The organism is Stenotrophomonas thermophila (genome assembly GCF_001499715.1).
GTDB lineage: Bacteria > Pseudomonadota > Gammaproteobacteria > Xanthomonadales > Xanthomonadaceae > Stenotrophomonas > Stenotrophomonas hibiscicola.
In genome coordinates, this window is the sequence record NZ_CVIW01000034.1 from 165,022 (window position 1) to 185,355 (window position 20,334).

The following is a 20,334-nucleotide window of genomic DNA, read 5'->3' on the forward strand; positions in this document are numbered from 1 at the left end:
GCCATCCAGTGCATTATTGCCCGCGTTCAGTGCAGGGATTCTGAACGAGGACCGCTCCCGTTCAGAACAGCAGCGAGGCCATCCGGCGACGGTACTGGCCGACCAGGTCCTCGTCGGAGATCACATTGAAGGCGTCGATCAGGGCCTTGCGCGGCAGCCCTTCCTCGAACGTGCGGTCGATCCGCAGCATTTCCAGGAACTGGGCCAACGCAGCTTCGTCATGGCCCCCGAGCAACAGTTGCACGCCGCGCAGATGGCGGGCCTTGAGGTCCTTGCCATCGGCGGCGATGCGGGCGTCCAGCACTTCAGCGGCCGGGGCATCCTTCAGCGCGGCGGCGAAGGCCAGGCGGGCGCGGGCACGCACGGCGCGGTCGTCGGTGGCCAGATTGGCGGGCAGGCCGTCGATCAGGGTGCCGGCTTCGTCCACGCCACCGATCTGCAGCAGGGCCAGGGCCAGGTCGAGCTTCAGTTCGTCCTTGTCCGGCTCGGCGGCGATCTGGGCACGCAGCACATCGACCTGCGCCTGCGGGTCCAGCGGGGCGTCATCTTCGGGCGCGGCGTCGCCGACATCGGCCGGCACGATGCCGTGCTGGGCCAGGAACTCACGCAGCTGGCCTTCCGGAATCGCGCCCGGGAAGCCATCCACCAGCTGGCCGCCCTTGACGAGGAACACGGTCGGCACCGAGCGGATCTGGAAGGCCGCTGCGATCTGCTGTTCCTTGTCGACATCGACCTTGGCCAGTTCGAAGGCGCCGTTGTACTCGGCGGCCAGTTTTTCCAGCATTGGCCCCAGGGTCTTGCACGGCCCGCACCAGGTGGCCCAGAAGTCGACCAGCACCGGCGTCTGCAGCGACTTCTGCAGGACTTCGGCCTCGAAGGTCGCAGTGGTGGCGTCGAATACGTAGGTCGTCTCGGTCATGGGGGGAGGCATCGTTTGGCGTCTGGAGTCCGATTCTATGGTGACGATCGATGCCGGTCTCAACCCGGGTTGTGGTAAATGCCTGACAATGCAGTCTTCCTGTCGCCGTACTTTCCGGAGTCTGCATGTCGTCCCTGTCCCCGTTGCTGCGCCTGCCTGGCCTGGTCGCCGCGCTGCTGTTTGTACTGGCGGTGATCGGTTTCGGCGCCGGCCTGGACGGCTACGCACAAGCCCGTCATCCGGTGGCACTGCTGGGCGCGCAGGGGGTGCCGCATTCGCTGGCCTTCAATCTGCTGGGCTTCGTGCTGCCGGGCCTGCTGGCGGCGATCATGGCCGAGTGCCTGCGCCGCAGGCTGCCGGCAACCGCCGGCTGGGCGCCACGGGTGGGCAGCCAGATGCTGCTGCTGGCCGGGTTGGCCTTCGCCGCGATGGGGTTGCTGCCGCTGGATGTGGATGACCTGCACGGGCCGGCCAGCCAACTGCATGCCAGCGCCTGGATGATCTGGGTGCTGGGTTTTGTCGCCGGAACCCTGCTGCTGGCCGTATCCGGTCTGCGCCAGGTGCATGGCCGCGCGCTGGGCGTACTGGCGCTGGGCTGCGGCATGCTGGCCGCGCTGGCCGCGTTTGCCCTGCAGGGCGTACTGCCGGCGCCGCTGGCACAACGGCTGGCGTTTGCGTGCTGGGCAGTCTGGCTGGGGGCGGCCCTGCCGCTGTCGCGCCCACGCTGAGACGCCTCCGGGGGCGTCGCGGCGCCTACCTCCGGCGGGCAGGATTGGAGACGTTTGCCGCACTGCGGTACGCTGTACCGCTTTGCCGCCGCATCCGCGTGTTCCATGACCAGCGCTGAAACCAACGCCTACGACCCGCAGCAGGTTGAATCCGCCGCCCAGCAATACTGGGACGCTACCCGTGCCTTCGAGGTCGACGAGACTTCGGACAAGCCGAAGTACTACTGCCTGTCGATGCTTCCGTACCCGTCCGGTGCGCTGCACATGGGCCACGTGCGCAATTACACGATTGGCGACGTGATCAGCCGCTACAAGCGCATGACCGGCCACAACGTGCTGCAGCCGATGGGCTGGGACGCGTTCGGCCTGCCGGCGGAAAACGCCGCGATCAAGAACAAGACCGCGCCGGCGGCGTGGACCTACAAGAACATCGACCACATGCGCAGCCAGCTGAAGTCGCTGGGCTACGCCATCGACTGGTCGCGCGAGTTCGCCACCTGCCGCCCGGAGTATTACGTCCACGAGCAGCGCATGTTCACCCGCCTGATGCGCAAGGGCCTGGCCTATCGCCGCAATGCGGTGGTGAACTGGGACCCGGTCGACCAGACCGTGCTGGCCAACGAGCAGGTCATCGACGGCCGCGGCTGGCGCTCGGGTGCCCTGGTCGAGAAGCGCGAGATCCCGCAGTGGTTCCTGCGCATCACCGACTATGCCCAGGAGCTGCTGGATGGCCTGGACGAGCTGGACGGCTGGCCGGAATCGGTCAAGACCATGCAGCGTAACTGGATCGGCCGTTCCGAAGGCCTGGAAATCCAGTTCGACGTGCGCGATGTCGACGGCAGCGCGCTGGACCCGCTGCGTGTGTTCACCACCCGCCCGGACACGGTGATGGGCGTGACCTTCGTGTCGATTGCCGCCGAACACCCGCTGGCGCTGCACGCGGCGAAGAACAATCCGGAACTGGCCGCGCTGCTGGTCGACCTGAAGCAGGGGGGGGTGTCCGAAGCCGAGCTGGAAACCCAGGAAAAGCGCGGCATGGATACCGGCCTGCGCGCGCTGCACCCGGTGACCGGCGAGCCGGTCCCGGTGTGGGTCGCCAACTTCGTGCTGATGGGCTACGGCACCGGCGCGGTGATGGCGGTGCCGGGCCATGACCAGCGCGACAATGAAGTGGCCAACAAGTACGGGCTGCCGATCAAGCAGGTCATCGCGCTGAAGGATCCGCGCACCGACGAAGAGCGCACCTGGGACGGCAGCCGTTGGCAGGACTGGTACAGCGACAAGAGCCGTGCCTTCGAGCTGGTCAACTCGGCCGAATTCGACGGCCTGGACTTCCAGGGCGCGTTCGAAGCGCTGGCCGAACGCTTCGAGCGCAAGGCCCAGGGCCAGCGCCGCGTCAACTACCGCCTGCGCGACTGGGGCGTGAGCCGCCAGCGCTACTGGGGCTGCCCGATTCCGGTGATCTACTGCGCCAAGTGCGGCGCGGTGCCGGTGCCGGAAGAACAACTGCCGGTGGTGCTGCCGGAGGACGTGGCGTTCTCGGGCACCGGTTCGCCGATCAAGACCGACCCGGAATGGCGCAAGACCACCTGCCCGGACTGCGGCGGTGCGGCCGAGCGCGAGACCGATACCTTCGACACCTTCATGGAATCGAGCTGGTATTACGCCCGCTACACCTCGCCGGGTGCCCGTGACGCTGTCGACAAGCGCGGCAACTACTGGCTGCCGGTGGACCAGTACATCGGTGGCATCGAGCACGCGATCCTGCACCTGATGTATTTCCGCTTCTACCACAAGCTGCTGCGCGACGCGCGGATGGTGGACAGCAACGAACCGGCGCGCAACCTGCTGTGCCAGGGCATGGTGATCGCCGAAACCTATTACCGCCCGAACCCGGACGGCTCGAAGGACTGGATCAATCCGGCCGATGTGGAAGTGCAGCGCGACGAGCGCGGCCGCATCACCGGCGCCACCCTGATCGCCGACGGCCAGCCGGTGGTGGTCGGTGGCACCGAGAAGATGTCCAAGTCGAAGAACAACGGCGTGGACCCGCAGGCGATGGTCGGCAAGTACGGCGCCGACACCGTGCGCCTGTTCTCGATGTTCGCCGCGCCGCCGGAGCAGTCGCTGGAGTGGAACGAGGCCGGCGTGGACGGGATGGCCCGCTTCCTCCGCCGCCTCTGGGCCCAGGTGCAGAAGCATGCCGCCGACGGCGCCGCCCCGGCGCTGGATGTTGCGGCACTGGACGCCAACCAGAAGGCGCTGCGCCGCAAGACCCACGAAACCATCGGCAAGGTCGGTGACGACTACGGCCGCCGCCACAGCTTCAACACCGCGATCGCTGCGGTGATGGAGTTGATGAACGCACTGGCCAAGTTCGAGGACGGCAGTGAGCAGGGCCGTGCGGTGCGCCAGGAAGCGCTGCAGGCCATCGTGCTGCTGCTGAACCCGATCACCCCGCATGCCAGCCACGCCCTGTGGCAGGTGCTGGGTCACGCGGAGACGCTGCTGGAAGACCAACCGTTCCCGCAGGCCGATGCCAGTGCGCTGGTGCGCGACGCGCTGACCCTGGCGGTGCAGGTCAACGGCAAGCTGCGTGGCACCATCGACGTGGCGGCCGACGCCGCGCGCGAGCAGGTGGAGGCACTGGCGCTGGCCGAGCCCAACGCGGCCAAGTTCCTGGAAGGCCTGACGGTGCGCAAGATCATCATCGTGCCGGGCAAGATCGTGAACATCGTCGCCGCCTGATGTATCCGCACCGGCGCCCGCGAGGTGGCCGGTGCCATTCCGGTGCAGGGCCAGGCGTCTGATGGCCCTGCATTCACGCGGCTTCGGGCAGGCTGTGTGTTGCCGTGATCGCCCGGCTCCGCCAGACTGTCTCCATGACCCGAATCCTGCTTGCCCTCGTTCTTGTCCTCGGCCTTGCCGGCTGCGGCTTCCATCTGCGCAACAAGCTGATGCTGCCCACCGACACCGCCCCGGTGAAGGTGGTATCCACCGCCCCGTACAGTGAACTGGTCAAGCTGCTCAACCGCAGCCTGCTGGCTTCCGGTGCCAGGCTGGCTGATGAGGACAGCAACGAACCCAGTACCCAGTTGCAGGTGCTGTCCGAGCGCTGGGGCGACCTGCCGATCGCCATCGACTCGCAGGGCCGCGCCCAGGAGTACAGCCTGCGCTATGCGGTGATCTTCATCTTCCGTCGCGAGGATGGCAGCGAACTGGTGCCGCAGCAGGTGATCGAGCTCTCGCGTGATTACGTGTCGCCACCGACCGACGCCACCGGTACCACCACCGAACGCGAGATCCTGGCCAACGAGCTGCGCCGGGAAATGTCCGCCTCGATCATCCGCCGCATCGACAGCGTGGTGCGTGCCGAGCTCGAGAAGGGCGGCAGCCTGTCGGCGCCGAAAGCCAAGCCGATTGAAGGCGCGGTACCGGCCGAGCCGGTCCCCGCAGCCAAGCACTGAGCCGCGCCATGGAACTGCGTCCGGAGCAGCTGGCCAGCCAGGGCGCTGATACCGCGCTGGCGCCGGTCTACCTGATTGCCGGCCCGGAAACCCTGCGTGTGCTGGAGGCAGCTGACGCCATCCGCGCACGCGCGCGCGCCGCCGGCATCGGCGAACGTGAAGTGTTCGACGCCGATGGCCGTGATTTCGACTGGAACCAGCTCGACGCCAGCTTCAACGCGCCCAGCCTGTTCAGTGCCCGCCGCCTGGTTGAGGTGCGCCTGCCCAGCGGCAAGCCTGGCAAGGACGGGGCCGAAGTGATCAGCCAGTTCTGTGCCAACCCGGCGCCGGACGTGGTGCTGATGATCACCGCAAGTGAATGGAGCAAGGCCCACCAGGGCAAGTGGGCCGAAGCGATCAACCGCATCGGCGTGCTGTCGGTGGCCTGGGCGGTCAAGCCGCATGAATTGCCGGACTGGATCGAGCGCCGCCTGCGTGGCAAGGGACTGCGTGCCGATCCTGCCGCCGTGCAGCGCCTGGCCGAGCGGGTGGAAGGCAATCTGCTGGCTGCTGCCCAGGAAATCGACAAGCTGGCGTTGCTGGCCGATGGCCAGCCGCTGGACGTGGAGCGCATGGAGTCGCTGGTGGCCGATGCCGCCCGCTATGACGTGTTCCGGCTGGTGGAAGCGGCCTTTTCCGGCCAACCGCCGGCGGTGCTGCGCATGCTGGCCGGACTGCGCGGCGAGGGCGAGGCGGTGGCTGCGCTGATGCCGATGGTGATCCGCGAGCTGCTGGCGGGCGCTGGCCTGGCCCGGGTGCAGGCCCGTGGCGGCAACCTGGCGGCTGAAATGAAATCGCGCGGTATCTGGGAATCGCGGCAGGCCCCCTACAAGCGCGCGCTGCAGCGGCATCCGGAAAGCAAGCGTTGGGAACGCTTCGTGGCCGAAGCCGGGCTGGTTGACCGCATCGCCAAGGGCCGCGCCGAGGGTGATGCCTGGCTGGCGCTGGAGCGCCTGCTGGTGGTGGTGGCCGAACCGCGTGCCGTGCGCCTGTTGGCGCGGGCCTGAGCAATGAGCCTGCGGATCTATTACGGGGGCACCTTCGATCCGGTGCACCTGGGGCACCTGGCGATCGCGCGTGCGGCCCGTGATGAACTGCAGGTCGCCGTGCGCCTGCTGCCGGCCGCCGATCCGCCGCACCGCGCGTTGCCCGGTGCCACCGCTGAGCAGCGCTGCACGATGTTGTCGCTGGCCATCGGCGACGAGCCGGGGCTGTTGTTGGACCGCCGCGAACTGGATCGTGCCGCCCGCTGCCCCGGTCGTCCGTCGTACACCGTCGACACCCTGCGCGAGCTGCGTGGCGAGCTGGGCCCGAGCCGGCCGCTGGCCTGGCTGGTGGGCGCCGACAGCCTGCTGGGCCTGTCCGGCTGGCACGAATGGGAGGCCCTGTTCGACCTGGCCCACTTCGTGGTGGCCGAACGGCCGGGCAGCCCGTTGCAGGCGTCGATCGATGGCGAGCTGGGGCGTGCCCTGCAAGGGCGCTGGGCCGACAATGAGCAGGCCCTGTTCACCAGCCCGGCCGGGCGCGTCCTGCGCCTGCACCACCCGCTGCGCGAGGAATCAGCCAGCGCCGTGCGCTCGCAGATTGCCGCTGGCGGTCCCTGGCGCGCACTGCTGCCACCGGCCGTGGCCGACTATGTCGCTGCACACGGGCTGTACCGCCCGGCTACGGCGTGAATGGCGCGGCCGCGCCATCCCCGTATAATCGCCCCCACGTTTATCGAGTCGATCCACTTTGAGCAACCAGACCCAGCCCCAGACCATCAAGGTCGATCTTCCCAGCCCGCCGCCGTCCGTGCCCGAACTGCTGGCCAGCGTCCGCCAAGCCACCGAAGACCTGAAGGCCAAGGACCTGGTCGAGATCGACGTGCGCGGCCGGTCCAGCGTTGCCGATTACATGATCGTCGTTTCGGGCACCTCGACCCGCCACGTCAAGTCGATTGCCGATGAAGTCGTGCGCTTCGCCAAGAACCTGGACGTGATGCCACTGGGCGTGGAAGGCGAGCGCGAGGCCGAGTGGGTGCTGGTCGACCTGGGCGACGTGATCGTCCACGTGATGCTGCCGCGCGTGCGTGAGTTCTACGCCCTCGAGCGCCTGTGGACCGTCGGCGACCAGCCGCCGTCCAGCGACGACGAAGTGGCCTGAGCCACACGATGATGCATCCCTTCGACGGCGCCGATGGCGCCGTCGACGTTTTGGAGGACCGCTGATGAAAGCCCGCCTGATCGCGACCGGTGAACGCGCCCCCAGCTGGGTCGCGCAGGGCTTCGCCGAGTACCAGAAGCGGCTGTCGCACTGGCTGCCGTTCGAGCTGGTCGAAATCGAGCCTGGCCTGCGCGGCAAGGGCCGCGATCCGCGCCGCGCCACGGAAGATGAAGGCAGGCGGGTAATCGCTGCGCTGCCGAAGAACGCTTATGTGGTGGCGCTGGATGTGCCGGGCCGCCAGCTCAGCTCCGAACAGCTGGCACAACGCCTGGAGCATTGGCGCGGGCAGGGCAGGGACCTGGCGTTCCTGATCGGTGGCCCGGAAGGGCATTCGCCGGAAGTATCCGCGTTGGCCGATGAGAAGTGGTCGATTGGACCATTGACGCTGCCGCACATGCTGGTGCGGCTGGTGGTGGCCGAGCAGCTGTATCGGGCTGCCGCAATGATCGCCAATCACCCCTACCATCGCGCGTGAAGAATGGTTATACTAGTCGTCTGCCCGAATAGCTCAGCCGGTTAGAGCACTTGACTGTTAATCAGGGGGTCGTTGGTTCGAGTCCAACTTCGGGCGCCACCTTGAGAAACCTGCATCGCAAGATGCAGGTTTTTTTTGTCGTGTTGTAGAACCGAGGCCATGCTCGGCTGCATCCTCGAAGCCGGGCATGGGCTCGGCGCTACAGCGTAATCAGGCCCTTCCAGAACGCGACCAGCGTGGCGATCGCCACCGCCAGGATCGCGCCGAACAGCACCCATTCCCAACGCGTGAATACCAGCTCGCCGCGCTGGCGCCGGGCCAGTGCGAACAGCACCACTCCGGGCACGTACAGCAACACCGACAACAGCAGGTTGTCGAGGCCGCCGGCATACACCAGCCACAGCGCGTATGCACTGGCCAGCAGCGCAACCGCGAAATCACGCCAGCGCACACTGGGCTCATCGGCGTAGGCCTGCCCGCGCCAGGCCAGCTGCACGCCGAATGCCGTGGACAGGAAGTAGGGCACCAGGCTCATCGACGCAGCGAGCAGCACCAGCCCGGTGTAGCTGCCCGAACTGACCAGCACCAGCAGCAGGAACAACTGGATCAGGCCATTGCTCAACCACAGTGCATTGGCCGGCACACCACGCGCGTTCTCGCGGCCGAGGAAGGCGGGCATGGTGCCGTCGCCCGCGGCGGCATAGAGCACTTCGGCGCACAGCAGCACCCAGGCCAGCAATGCACCGAGGACGGAGATGATCGAACCGATGATGATTACCGTCGCGCCCCATTCGCCGACGATGGCGCGCAGCACATAGGCCATCGACGGATTGGGCAGCCCGGCCAGTTCGGCCTGCGACAGCACGCCCATCGACAGCAGGCTGACCAGCACCAGCAGCAGCCAGACCCCCAGGAAACCGATCACCGTGGCGCGGCCAACGTCGGCGCGGCGCGCCGCACGCCGTGAATAGATGCTGGCGCCCTCGATGCCGATGAATACCCACACGGTCACCAGCATCATGCCGCGCAGCTGCTGGCCGAGATCGCCGAGCGCGGGCGTGCCAAGGAAATCGGCACGGAACACCTCCATGCGGAACGCACCTGCTGCCAGGATCAGGAACAGCGTGATCGGCAGCAGCTTGGCCACCGTCACCAGGCCATTGACAATGGCCGCCGTACGCAGGCCGCGCAGCACCAGCAGGTGCACGGTCCACAGCAGCACTGACGACGCCGCCACGGCGGCAGGCGTGTTGCCTTCGCCGAACACTGGCAGGAAATGGCCGAGGCCGCTGAAGATCAGCACGAAGAAGCTGGCATTGCCAAGCACCGAGGCGACCCAGTAGCCCCAGGCCGCAGAGAACCCGATGTAGTTGCCGAAGCCCTCACGCGCGTATGCGTAGATGCCGGTATCAAGATCCGGCCGGCGGTTGGCCAGGGCCTGGAACACGAAGGCCAGCATCAGCATGCCGGCGCCACTGACCGCCCAGCCGATCAGCGCGGCGGCCGGCCCGGCGCTGCGCGCCACGTTCTGCGGCAATGAGAAGATGCCGGCGCCTACCATCGAGCCAACTACCAGTGCAGTCAACGCGGGCAGGCCCAGGCGTTGCGATGTCGTGGCCATGGTGATCCCCTGCGGCGGTAGTGCCGCTTGCACACGGTAGCCACGTGCCTGTGAACATGCATGCAAGGCGTGCAACGACGAAGGCCCGGGCTGCTGCCCGGGCCTCCGAAGTTGATGCGTTGAACGGTATTACTTGAAGGTGTACTTGGCGCCGACGGTGAAGTAGCGACCGATGGCGCCGCTGAAGTGCAGCGGGTTGTAGTTCACGCCACCGTAGGTGGTCGGATCGAGCGGAGCAATGCGATCGAACACGTTCTGCACCGAGGCGTTCAGTTCGAAGGCTTCGGTGATGTTCCAGCGGCCGGACAGATCGAAGGTGGTGAACGAGGAGATCTTGGTGACGTCGGTACCGTCGGCGTAGGAGAACTGGTACGAACCCTCCGGACCACGGAAATCCTTGTTGTCCATCTTGGAGATGTAGTTGGCGACGCCGCTCACGCTCCACGGCCCCTGGCGCCAGGTGGTACCGAAGTTGATCCGATCCTTTGGCGTACCGATGCAGTTGGTCACGTCGCAGTTGCCGTGGGTGCCTGCATAGTCGAAGGTCTCGTCGGAGTCGGTGCGCTCGTACTTCAGCACATGGCTCCACTGCAGGTCCATTTCCAGCTGGCCCGGGCCGATATCGAAGGTCTGGCGGATATCGGTATCGATACCGCGCACGCGCGTGGATGCCGCATTGATGTACGCGGTGTTGACCGCCAGGATGCTGCCGGTGCCAGCGATGCCGTTGATCAGGTCGATGTCACGCAGCACGTTGCCGGCGGCGATGGCATCGGCCGTGGAGCCTTGGGCGATTTCGTTGGTGCGCTTGATCTGCCAGGCATCCACGGTCATCGAAGTGGTGGAGGTCGGCTGCAGCACGATGCCCACCGAGTAGCTCTTGGACTCTTCCGGCTTCAGGTCCTTGTTGGGGCGGGTGATGATCGCGACCGGGCGCGAGCTGCAGTTGGTGCCGACATCGGCCGGCGGGCTGACGGCGCAGCGCACCGGATCGCGGGCGTTGGAGAAGGCGGCCAGGCCACCATCGCCGTTCTCGGCCGGGTTGGGGGCGCGGAAGCCTTCGGCGTAGCTGGCACGCAGAGCGATCCAGTCGGCTGGGGTCCACTTGATGCCCAGCTTCGGCGTGGCCTTGCCTTCGCCGCTTTCGTACTTGTCGTAACGCAGCGCGCCGGAAAGTTCCAGTTGCTCCAGCACCGGTGCCGACAGTTCGACGTAGCCGGCGTAGACATTCTGCGTACCGTCATAGGCCGAATAGCCCAGGCCGATGATGTCACCCTGGTCGGTGTAAGTCTGCGGGGTCAGGCTGTTGCTGGTCTTGCGCCACTCGGTACCGATTGCCAGGCCCAGCGGACCACCTTTCAGGTCCATCAGGCTGCGCGACACGGTGAAGTCGAACATGTCCAGGCTGGACTTGGCGCGTGCGCTGATGGTCGGCGAGATGTAGTCGTACAGCGCCTGCGAGTTGAGGTTGGCATTGTCGCCAATACGCCACACGCCGCCGGCACAGTTCGGGTTGCCCAGCGCGCACTGTACAGCGCTGTAGCGCAGGAACCCGGTGCGCTTGTTCACCAGATCGGTACCGGAGTGCAGGTAGGCGGTGTCGTAGCTCCAGTCACCCCAGTTGCCCTTGACGCCGACCAGGAAGCGGTTGAACTCGTTGGTGTTGTTGGTCACGCGCGGGCCGACATCCCAGGCCGAGTAGCGCAGGCGCGAGGCCTGGCCCTGGATCGGATTGTCGGGATGGGTCGGCGACAGCACCACGGCGCCCGGGCCGCTGCTGGCATTGCGCGGGCCAAGGGGATAGCCCCAGCTGCCGGAGACGCCGGACGGTGTGTTGCTGAAGATCGTTTCCTTCTTCGAGTAGCCGATCTCGGTGTAGACCTCGCCGCCTTCGCCGAAGGCGAAGCTGGCGCGGCCGAACACGTTGACGTACTTCTCTTCAGGCGTGAGATCACGGAACTGCTGCGCCGGATCCCACAGGCAGCCTTGGGCCGCCACTGACGCGTCGGTCTGGCCCGGGATGGTGGTCAGGCCTTGGCAGCCGGGCAGTGGCACGAGCCTTGCCGGATTGGTCGCTGTGACATTGCGGTCGTCATACACCGAGCCATTCGGACCGACGCCTCCGCTGGTGCGGCCATTGAGGTAGGCGCCGCCCAGGAACTGGGCATTGTTGCCATAGCCCCAAGGACGGATGTCGCCGGTGCCGATCCACTTGCGGTTCTTGCGATCGCTGATCTTGATCGCGTCCGTCTTGCCGACGTCCAGGCTGAAGAAGGCATTCCAGCCGTCAGTGGCCAGATCGCCGGTGCCGGCGGTCAGGGTCGCCTTCTTCGCGTCGCCATCGCTGTCACCGGACAGGCCATAGGAGCCACGCAGGATGGCGCCCTGGAAGTCGCTGCGCAGGATGATGTTGACCACGCCGGCGATGGCATCGGAGCCATAGATGGCCGAGGCGCCGTCCTTGAGCACTTCCACGCGCTCGACGGCATCGAGCGGAATGGTGCTCAGGTCGGTGAAGACCTTCTGGCCGTCGTCGGCCAGGCCGTAGGTGGCCATGCGGCGGCCGTTCAACAGGACCAGGGTCGAGCCCGCGCCCAGGCCGCGCAGCGAAATGCCGGCGCCACCACCGGCAAAGCCGTTGCCGAAGGTCTTGGGGATGGAGCCGGAGCCATCAGCGGTCAGGGTCTGCAGGTATTCGGCAACCGTGGTCTTGCCGGTGCGGTCGATTTCCTGGCGGGTTACTACCTGCACCGGCGACGGCGTTTCAGTGTTGGTGCGCGGAATGTTCGAACCGGTGACCGTGATGCGGTCCAGGTTGGTGGCCTTGTCCTGCGCGAAGGCGGAGGTGGAAGCCGCGGCGCCAACCAGCAACAGGGTGCTGCCGGTAAGGATATGGGTGATGGACGATGCCAGAGTGCTGCTGCGGCGGCTGGCGGGCCGTTGGATCAGGTGTTTCACAGCTTCTCTCCTAACTGGAAAACCGTAGCGTTGAGGGCTGTCTCCGGAAGATTCCGGGACGGATCAATCTAGGTTTCCGGTAGGTGACGAAGTCGTGAATTTTTGCTTAATCGGTAACGGTTGATCCGGTTCCGTCCGTTGGCACGTGCAGGGAAGCGCCGGCCCGGCAGGTGCCCGGGCCGGCGATCACTTCACTCCGGCAGCGAGAACTGCACCGGCACCATGCCGATGGCCGGTACCGCCACGCCATCCCGCTGGGCCGGCTCGAAGCGCCAGTGCCGGAGCACCTGCAGGCGCGCGGCCTGGTCCAGGCTGCGCGAACCGCTGCTGCGCTCGATGCTGACCCCCGTCGGCTGCCCGCGGGTGTCCACCTCTACCCGCAACAGCACAGTGCCCTGTTCGCGGTTGCGCAATGCCGCCAGCGGATAGGCCGGCGGCGGGGCGCTGCGGTACTGCAGCTGGGCACCGGCCAGTGGTGCGGAGGTATCGATGCTCGGTGCAAGCTGGGGCGGGGCCGGTTCGGCGGCCGGCAGCGCGATGCCCTGGGCTTCTTCCACGGTTGCGGTAGGAGCTGGAAGCGGCGGCGCGGCCGGCTGCGTCTGTGGCTTCGGTACGACCCGGGCGACCTCCCTGGGCTGTTCCAGCACCGGGGGCGGCGGCGTTGGCGGGATCTTCTCGATCAGCCTGACCGTGGTCTTTTCACGCGGGGCCTGCACGGCCTGGTAGGTCGCAGGGATGAGCAGCAACAGGAAGGCCAGCAGGTGCAGGGCGATCGCCGCGCTCCAGGCGGCAACGCGGGCGGGGTCGAAGTGCAGGGATGCAACGGGATACGTACGAACCATGGTCCACCTCCATGCCAGTGACGAAGTCCTCAACGCACCAGGGCCCGTGGCGGGGTTGCCGCACGCGGCTGGCAGTGCATCAGTAGCGCGCCCGGGCGGCCACTGCATAGAGGCAGGGGCACCCGTGTTGGGCTGGCCTTCAGCCACTGCCGTCGGAATGCACGAAAAAAGGCGGGTCCCCTGGGGAACCCGCCTCTGTCGGCAATGACCAACGGCTCAGCGACCCAGTTCGAACACCACGTCCAGGTTGACCGAGACGGTGGATTCACCCGGCGCGACCGGGGTGGCCTTGTCCATCGCCGCACCGGCCGCCATGGTGCGCATCATCGGCATCGGGCGGAAACCGCCATTGCTGTTCTCGGAGATGCTGACGATGCGGCGCACCTGCAGGCCCAGTGACTTGGCATAGGTCTGGGCGCGGGCTTGGGCCTTCTTCAGCGCAGCCAGGCGGGCTTCGTCATACACTGGTTCCGGCTGGTCGATCTCGAAGCTCGGGCCGTTGATCTGGTTGGCGCCCTGCGCGGCCAGCGCGTCCAGCACCTTGCCGAGCTTGGCGATGTCGCGCACCTTGAGGCTGACCGTGTTGCTGGCCTGGTAACCGGTGATCTTCGGCGCTTCGTTGTCGGCGTAGCGGTACTGCGGGTTGAGGCTGACGCCGCTGGTCTGCACGTCGCGCTCGGCGATGCCGGCGGCCTTGATCGCGGCCAGCACCTTGTCCATCTGCTGGGCGTTCTGGCGCATGGCGCTGTTGCCATCGGCAGCCTGGCTCACCACGCCGGCCGACAGCGTGGCCACGTCAGGCACGCGGGTGGCCTCGGCATTGGCCGAGATGTTCAGCAGCGTGCCCTCGGCCGGTGCGGCGATCGACGGCGAGGACGGAGCGGCATGGGCGGTCATCGAGGTTCCAAGGGCGAGGGACAGGGCGAGCAGCAGCGGGGTGGCAGTCAGGCGCATGGGATCTCCTTGTTGTGCCGTTGAGGGTGGTGTCGTAGCGATGAACGCGTTGTGAGTCCGTTCGGGGTTGAACGCGTTCCGGGACGGGTTGCCGACGATTCAGGTGGCGGCCTCAGGTTATGCTGTGCCGATGCTCTACCTAGCTTCCCGCTCCCCCCGACGCAACCAGCTGCTGGCCCGACTCGGACGCCCCTTCCAGGCATTGGATCTGGAGGTCGTCGAGCAGCGTGCGCCCGCTGAAAGCGCCGAACAGTACGTCTGCCGGGTCGCCGCCGACAAGGCGCGCGCCGGCCTGGCCCGGGTGCTGGCCAATGACCCGCAGGCGCGGGTGCTTGGTTCGGACACCGAGGTGGTGCTGCATGGCGAGGTGTTTGGAAAGCCCGCCGACGCTGCCGATGCCCGGGGGATGCTGGCGCGTCTTGCCGGGCGTACCCACCAGGTGATGACGGCCGTAGTGGTGGTCGGCGCGGACGGGCTGGACAGCGAACTGGTCATTTCCGAAGTGACCTTCGCCCCGATCGACGCTGCCGACATCGCCGCCTATGTCGCCACCGGCGAACCGCTGGACAAAGCCGGTGCCTACGCCATCCAGGGCGGGGCCGAGCGCTGGATCGAGCACCTGTCCGGCAGCTACTCCGGCGTCATGGGGCTGCCGTTGCTGCACACCGATCGTTTGCTGGCGCGCTGCGGCGTGCCGGCCCCCACCGCCGATGCCGCCAGGGAGGCTGCAGATGTCTGAGGAAATCCTGGTCAACGTGACCCCGCGCGAGACCCGGGTCGCGGTGATCGAAAATGGCATGCTGCAGGAACTGCACATCGAGCGTGGCTGGCGCCGGGGTGTGGTCGGCAACATCTACAAGGGCAAGGTGCAGCGGGTCATGCCCGGCATGCAGGCCGCCTTCGTCGAAGTCGGGCTGGAGCGCGCCGCGTTCCTGCACGCCAATGACGTGGTGCGGCCGGCGCCGGTGGCCAGTGCCGATACCGAGAACACCACCCTGCCGCCGCCGGCCAGCGTGCCGATTGTCGAGCTGCTGCGTGACGGCCAGGACATCGTCGTGCAGGTGGTGAAGGACCCGATCGGCACCAAGGGCGCGCGCCTGACCACGCAGATCAGCATTCCCTCGCGCTACATGGTGCTGCTGCCGCAGTCCAAGGTGGTGGGCGTGTCGGCGCGCATCGAGGACGAAGCCGAGCGCGCCCGCCTGAAGGCGCTGGTGACCGAGCTGTCGGCGCAGCACGGCGGCTACGGCTACATCGTGCGTACCAACGCCGAAGGCCAGCCGGCCGAGGCCATCGCCGAGGACATCGCCTACCTGTCGCGCGTGTGGAACGTGGTCGAGCGCCGTGGCCGCGAAGCGCCCTCGTGCAGCATCATCTATGAAGACCTGAGCCTGCCGCTGCGTTCGGTGCGCGACCTGATCCGCAAGGATGTGGACAAGGTGAAGGTGGACTCGAAGGAGACCTTCGGCCAGCTGCAGGCCTTCGTCGCCAAGTACATGCCGGTGCTGGCCGAGAAGCTGGAGCTGTATTCCGGCGATCGCCCGATCTTCGACATGTTCGGGGTGGAGGACGAGATCGGCCGCGCGCTGGACAAGCAGGTGCCGCTCAAATCCGGCGGTTACCTGGTGATCGACCAGACCGAGGCGATGACCACCATCGACGTCAACACCGGTTCGTTCCTCGGCCAGCGCAACCTGGAAGAAACGGTGTTCCGCACCAACCTGGAGGCTGCGCAGGCGGTGGCGCGGCAGCTGCGGCTGCGCAACCTGGGCGGCATCATCATCATCGACTTCATCGACATGGATGATGCCGAGCACCGCCGCCAGGTGCTGCGCACGCTGGAAAAGGCGCTGGCGCGCGACCATGCCAAGACAACAGTCTATGACTTCTCGCCGCTGGGCCTGGTGGAGATGACCCGCAAGCGCACGGTGGAAAGCCTGGAGCGCCAGCTGTCGGAAACCTGCCCGCAGTGCAGCGGCCGCGGCAGCATCAAGACCACCGAGACGGTGACCTACGAGATCTTCCGCGAGATCACCCGCGCGGTGCGCCAGTTCGACGCCGCGCGCCTGCTGGTGATCGCCTCGACCAAGGTGGTCGCGCGCATCACCGACGAGGAATCGGCGGCGGTGGCCGAGCTGGAGGAATTCCTCGGCAAGAGCATCCGCTTCCAAGCGGACGAGCAATACCTGCAGGAGCAGTTCGATGTCGTTCTGCTCTGATCCTCGCCGGCTGCAGGCCGGCGGTGGCCGATGAGCGCGCCGCCGCGCCTGCGACTGCGAAGGATCCGCCGTCATTTGATTGCCGCCTGTGCGGTGGGCCTGGTCGGGCTGGCACTGCTGGTGGGCACGCTCAGCCAGCTGCTGCCGCTGGCCGAGCGCCACCCCGACAGGATTGCGGCCTGGCTGAGCGAACGTGCCGGCCAGCCGGTGCGTTTCGACCAGCTGCAGACGGCCTGGACCCGTCGTGGCCCGTTACTGCAGCTCAAAGGCCTGCGTATCGGCGCGGGCCGCGGCCTGGCCATTGGCGAGGCCGAGGTGCTGGTATCGATGTACAGCGGCCTGTTGCCTGGCCGTTCGCTGACCGAGTTGCGCCTGCGTGGGCTGACGCTGGATCTGCAGCAGGATGCAAGCGGTCGCTGGTCGGTGCGTGGGCTGCCACAGTCCGCCAACGGTGGAGATCCGCTGGATGCGCTGCGCCGGCTGGGCGAGCTGCAGGTGATCGGGGGGCGCCTGGGCGTGCACTCGCCGACGTTGGGCATCGACACCACGCTGCCGCGCATCGACCTGCGCATGCGGGTCAATGGCGATCGCCTGCGCGTGGGCGTGCGCGCCTGGGCCCAGGCCGAAGCGCTGCCATTGACTGCGGTGCTGGATGTGGACCGCACGCGTGGCAACGGCGAGGCCTGGCTGGGCGCCGATCCGGTCGATTTCCATGCCTGGTCTCCGCTGTTGGCGGCCGGCGGTGTGCGCCTGCGCGAGGGCAAGGGCGAACTCAACCTGTGGTTGACCCTGCGCGATTTCGTGCCGGTGGCGGTGACCACGGATTCGGACCTGCGCGACGTGCGCATCGATGGCGCACCGATACCCGGCATGGCGGCGCCGCAGCTGCAGCTGCAGCGACTGCAGGCCCGCCTGCGCTGGCAGCGCCAGGCCGAGGGCTGGGCGCTGCAGGTACCGCAGCTGCGGCTGAAGAATGAAGACGGCGAGCAGCGCCTCGATGGCCTGCAGCTGCAGGTCGGCAAACAGCTGCGGGTGCGTTCCGGTGAAGTGCAGGCCGGCATCGCGCTGCGTGCGCTGGCCCTGAGCGATCGCCTTGAGCCGGGCCTGCGTCGCTGGCTGTTCCTGTCCAGGCCGCAGCTGGACGTGCGCGCGTTGCAGCTGGCCGGCGAACGCGATGGCCCATTGTGGGCGCAGGGTGAACTGCAGTCGCTGGGCTTTGCCAGCGTCGGCAATTCACCGGGGCTGCGCGGCCTTGGCGGGCGTTTCGAAGGCGATGCCAACGGCTTCAGCCTGCAGCTGCAGCCGCAACGGCAGCTGCAGTTCGATTGGCCCACCGGCTTCGGCGTGCGCCACGACCTGCAGCTGGCCGGGCAGATCGTGGGGTGGCGCGATGAAGGCGGTGGCTGGCGCATCGGCACTGCCGCGATGCGCGTGGAAGGCACCGACTATGCGGCCGACGTGCGTGGCGGTGTGTGGTTCCAGGGCGACGGTACGCGGCCGTGGCTGCAGCTGGCCGCCAAGCTGGACGACGTGCCGATGACGGCGGCCAAGCGCTTCTGGATCCACTCCAAGATGAGCAAGGGCGCCACCGACTGGCTGGACATGGCACTGGCCGGCGGCCAGGTACGTGGCGGCGTCGGCCTGGTCACCGGTGACCTGGACGACTGGCCGTTCGACAACAACGATGGCCGCTTCGAGGCCACCGGCCACATCACCAATGGCGACATCCGTTTCCAGCATGATTGGCCGCTGATGAGCCAGGTCGATGCCGATATCGCCTTCATCGGCCCCGGCTTCGACATGCATGGGCGCGGCGACCTGGCCGGCGTGGCGGTGCAGAAGTTCGAGGCGGGCATCCAGGATTTCGGGCAGCAGCCGCTGTACGTGCGCGCCGATGCACAGAGCGAGGCCGGCAGACTGCTGGCCATGCTGCGGCAGAGCCCGCTGCACAAGGACTATGGCGATACCCTGGACAACCTCACCGCGGCGGGCCCGGCGCATGTGACCTTCGATCTGCTGCAACCGCTGCACCACGATGAAGGCGGTGGCCATCTGCAGGGGACGGTCGACCTGGCCGGCGTGAAGCTGGTCGACAAGCGTTTCCAGCTCGCCTTCGACAACATGCACGGGCAGGCGCGCTACAGCAATGGCGGTTTCGATGCCGAGGAACTGTCGGTGCGCCACCTCGGCCAGGACGGCCGCCTGAGCCTGCGTGCCGGTGGCTACGTGCACGACAGCAGACTGGCCTTCGAATCGAAGCTGTCGGCCACGCTTGACGCCGGCGTGCTGATCGACCGCGCACCGGAGATGGCCTGGCTCAAGCCCTACATCACCGGGACCTCGCCGTGGACCATCGCGGTCAACCTGCCCAAGGTGGCGCCAGGTGCTCCTGCGCCGCCCAGCGAGCTGCGCTTGAGCTCCGATCTGGTCGGCACCCGGCTGGATCTGCCGGCGCCGCTGGACAAACCGGCTGCCGAGCCGCTGGCGACGAGCGTGGCCGCACAGCTGCCGATGGGTGCCGGCCGCATCGATGTGGCGTTCGGCCAGCGCCTGGCGCTGGCCGCGCGCAGCCACAACAACCAGACCGGCGTGCAGGTGACGCTGGGCAGCGACCATGTCGATCGCGAGCCGCCGCCCAGCGGATTGACCGTCAACGGCCGCAGCCCGACCCTGGACGCATTGGAGTGGATCGGCCTGGCGCGGGGCGGCAGCGATGACAACACGATGCCGCTGCGTGCGGTGGACGTGCAGGTCGGTCAATTGAAGCTGATCGGTGGCGTTTTCGAGCAGACCCGGTTGCAGCTGCGTCCGGGCCCGCAGGCGCTGGACGTGCGCCTGGCGGGCCCGTCGCTGGCCGGGCGCCTGACTGTCCCCAATGCTGACGGCGGCACCATCAGCGGCCAGCTCGACCGTGTGCACTGGCAATCGCTGCCGGCAGCTCCGGATGCACCGGCCGCACCGGCCCGGGTCCAGGCCGGCGCCAACGATATGGACCCGGCCAAGCTGCCGCCGTTCGCGCTGGACATCGCCGACCTCAAGTTCGGCAAGGTGGTGCTGGGCCAGGCGGTGCTGCGCACACGACCGTTGGCCAATGGCCTGAACGTGGACGAGCTGCGCTTCCGCGCGCCGGACCAGGAGATCGACATCAGCGGTCGCTGGCTGGGCCGTGCCGGCGGAGCCCGCACCGAGCTGACCGCCCAGGTGCGCAGCGAGGATCTGGGCGGACTGATGCAGAACCTGGACTACGGCGGCCAGCTGCGTGGTGGCTCCGGCCAGGCCCAGCTGCAGGCCACCTGGAGCGGGGGGCCGTCGGACTTCCAGCTGGGCAACCTGCAGGGCCGCCTGGACCTGCACGCACGCAACGGCCAGCTGCTGGAGCTGGAGCCGGGTGCTGGCCGCGTGCTGGGCCTGCTCAGCGTGACCCAGCTGCCGCGGCGCCTGATGTTCGACTTCCGCGACTTCTTCTCCAAGGGCTTCGCGTTCAACCAGATCGACGGCAGCATGCAGTTCGGCCAAGGCATGGCGCGCACCGACAAGGTGCTGATCGAAGGCCCGGCAGCCAACATCACCATCCGCGGCCAGGCCGACCTGCGCAACCAGCAGTTCGACCAGACCATCGACGTCAACCCGCGTGCCGGCAATCTGCTGACCGTGGTGGGGGCAGTGGCCGGTGGCCCGGTGGGAGCGGCGTTGGGCGCGGCCACCAATGCGGTATTGTCCAAGCCGTTGGGCGAGATTGGCGCCCGTACCTACAAGGTGACCGGTCCATGGAAGGAGCCCAAGGTGGAAGTGATCGAACGCAGCCGCGACAAGGCTACCCCCCCCGCGCCGGCACCGGCGCCGGCCATTCCACCGACCGTTACCGGCCTGCCGCGCCCACGGTGAGCGCGGCCTTCCTGTTCACGGG

At 67.5% G+C, this 20,334-nt stretch carries 15 protein-coding genes and 1 tRNA gene; 11 read left to right on the forward strand and 5 right to left on the reverse strand.

Features of this window, described 5'->3' with window-relative positions; genetic code table 11:
• Positions 1–61: 61 nt before the first annotated feature.
• Entirely contained in the window at positions 62–919 is an 858-nt protein-coding gene (gene trxA, locus BN1263_RS14740; protein ID WP_019662117.1) for a thioredoxin, read from the reverse strand.
• Between the two features lie 125 nt (positions 920–1,044).
• On the opposite strand from trxA, the gene BN1263_RS14745 reads away from it, so the two are divergent.
• The 8 genes from BN1263_RS14745 to BN1263_RS14780 all read left to right on the forward strand — a co-directional run bounded on the left by BN1263_RS14745 (position 1,045) and on the right by BN1263_RS14780 (position 7,932).
• A complete protein-coding gene (locus tag BN1263_RS14745; RefSeq protein WP_058982159.1) occupies positions 1,045–1,647 on the forward strand; it encodes a DUF998 domain-containing protein in 603 nt (200 codons plus the stop codon).
• A 105-nt stretch (positions 1,648–1,752) separates the two neighbouring features.
• Positions 1,753–4,395, forward strand: a complete 2,643-nt coding sequence (gene leuS / locus BN1263_RS14750) for a leucine--tRNA ligase (RefSeq protein ID WP_058982202.1) — start codon at positions 1,753–1,755, stop codon at positions 4,393–4,395.
• A gap of 134 nt (positions 4,396–4,529) precedes the next feature.
• Positions 4,530–5,114, forward strand: coding sequence for an LPS-assembly lipoprotein LptE (locus BN1263_RS14755; RefSeq protein WP_019662114.1), 585 nt, complete (start codon positions 4,530–4,532; stop codon positions 5,112–5,114).
• Between the two features lie 8 nt (positions 5,115–5,122).
• Positions 5,123–6,160, forward strand: a complete 1,038-nt coding sequence (holA, locus tag BN1263_RS14760; protein WP_019662113.1) for a DNA polymerase III subunit delta — start codon at positions 5,123–5,125, stop codon at positions 6,158–6,160.
• A 3-nt stretch (positions 6,161–6,163) separates the two neighbouring features.
• Positions 6,164–6,829, forward strand: a complete 666-nt coding sequence (gene nadD, locus BN1263_RS14765; RefSeq protein ID WP_058982161.1) for a nicotinate-nucleotide adenylyltransferase — start codon at positions 6,164–6,166, stop codon at positions 6,827–6,829.
• Between the two features lie 58 nt (positions 6,830–6,887).
• A complete protein-coding gene (rsfS, locus tag BN1263_RS14770) occupies positions 6,888–7,298 on the forward strand; it encodes a ribosome silencing factor (RefSeq protein ID WP_005410536.1) in 411 nt (136 codons plus the stop codon).
• A 64-nt stretch (positions 7,299–7,362) separates the two neighbouring features.
• A complete protein-coding gene (rlmH, locus tag BN1263_RS14775) occupies positions 7,363–7,833 on the forward strand; it encodes a 23S rRNA (pseudouridine(1915)-N(3))-methyltransferase RlmH (protein ID WP_019662111.1) in 471 nt (156 codons plus the stop codon).
• Positions 7,834–7,855: 22 nt separating this feature from the next.
• Positions 7,856–7,932 (forward strand) — tRNA-Asn (locus tag BN1263_RS14780).
• A gap of 100 nt (positions 7,933–8,032) precedes the next feature.
• On the opposite strand, the gene BN1263_RS14785 is transcribed toward BN1263_RS14780, so the two are convergent.
• The 4 genes from BN1263_RS14785 to BN1263_RS14800 form a co-directional block, all read right to left on the reverse strand.
• Positions 8,033–9,454 carry a basic amino acid/polyamine antiporter gene (locus BN1263_RS14785; protein WP_058982163.1) on the reverse strand — a complete coding sequence of 474 codons (1,422 nt, stop codon included), beginning with the start codon at positions 9,452–9,454 and terminating at the stop codon, positions 8,033–8,035.
• A gap of 129 nt (positions 9,455–9,583) precedes the next feature.
• Positions 9,584–12,412 (reverse strand): TonB-dependent receptor, encoded by a 2,829-nt coding sequence (locus BN1263_RS14790; protein WP_058982166.1) that lies wholly within the window; start codon positions 12,410–12,412, stop codon positions 9,584–9,586.
• A 191-nt stretch (positions 12,413–12,603) separates the two neighbouring features.
• Positions 12,604–13,254 (reverse strand): energy transducer TonB, encoded by a 651-nt coding sequence (locus BN1263_RS14795; RefSeq protein ID WP_019662108.1) that lies wholly within the window; start codon positions 13,252–13,254, stop codon positions 12,604–12,606.
• Positions 13,255–13,470: 216 nt separating this feature from the next.
• Positions 13,471–14,208, reverse strand: coding sequence for an SIMPL domain-containing protein (locus BN1263_RS14800; protein ID WP_021204307.1), 738 nt, complete (start codon positions 14,206–14,208; stop codon positions 13,471–13,473).
• Between the two features lie 130 nt (positions 14,209–14,338).
• Here BN1263_RS14800 and BN1263_RS14805 point away from each other — a divergent pair, with 130 nt between their 5' ends.
• The 3 genes from BN1263_RS14805 to BN1263_RS14815 are packed head-to-tail and all read left to right on the forward strand — an operon-like array spanning position 14,339 to position 20,312.
• Positions 14,339–14,947 (forward strand): Maf family nucleotide pyrophosphatase, encoded by a 609-nt coding sequence (locus tag BN1263_RS14805; protein WP_021204306.1) that lies wholly within the window; start codon positions 14,339–14,341, stop codon positions 14,945–14,947.
• A complete protein-coding gene (rng, locus tag BN1263_RS14810) occupies positions 14,940–16,427 on the forward strand; it encodes a ribonuclease G (RefSeq protein ID WP_019662105.1) in 1,488 nt (495 codons plus the stop codon). The genes BN1263_RS14805 and rng overlap by 8 nt, the downstream gene beginning before the upstream one ends.
• Before the next feature lie 30 nt (positions 16,428–16,457).
• Complete coding sequence (locus BN1263_RS14815) at positions 16,458–20,312, forward strand: YhdP family protein (protein ID WP_058982168.1); 3,855 nt, start codon at positions 16,458–16,460, stop codon at positions 20,310–20,312.
• Positions 20,313–20,334 lie beyond the last annotated feature (22 nt).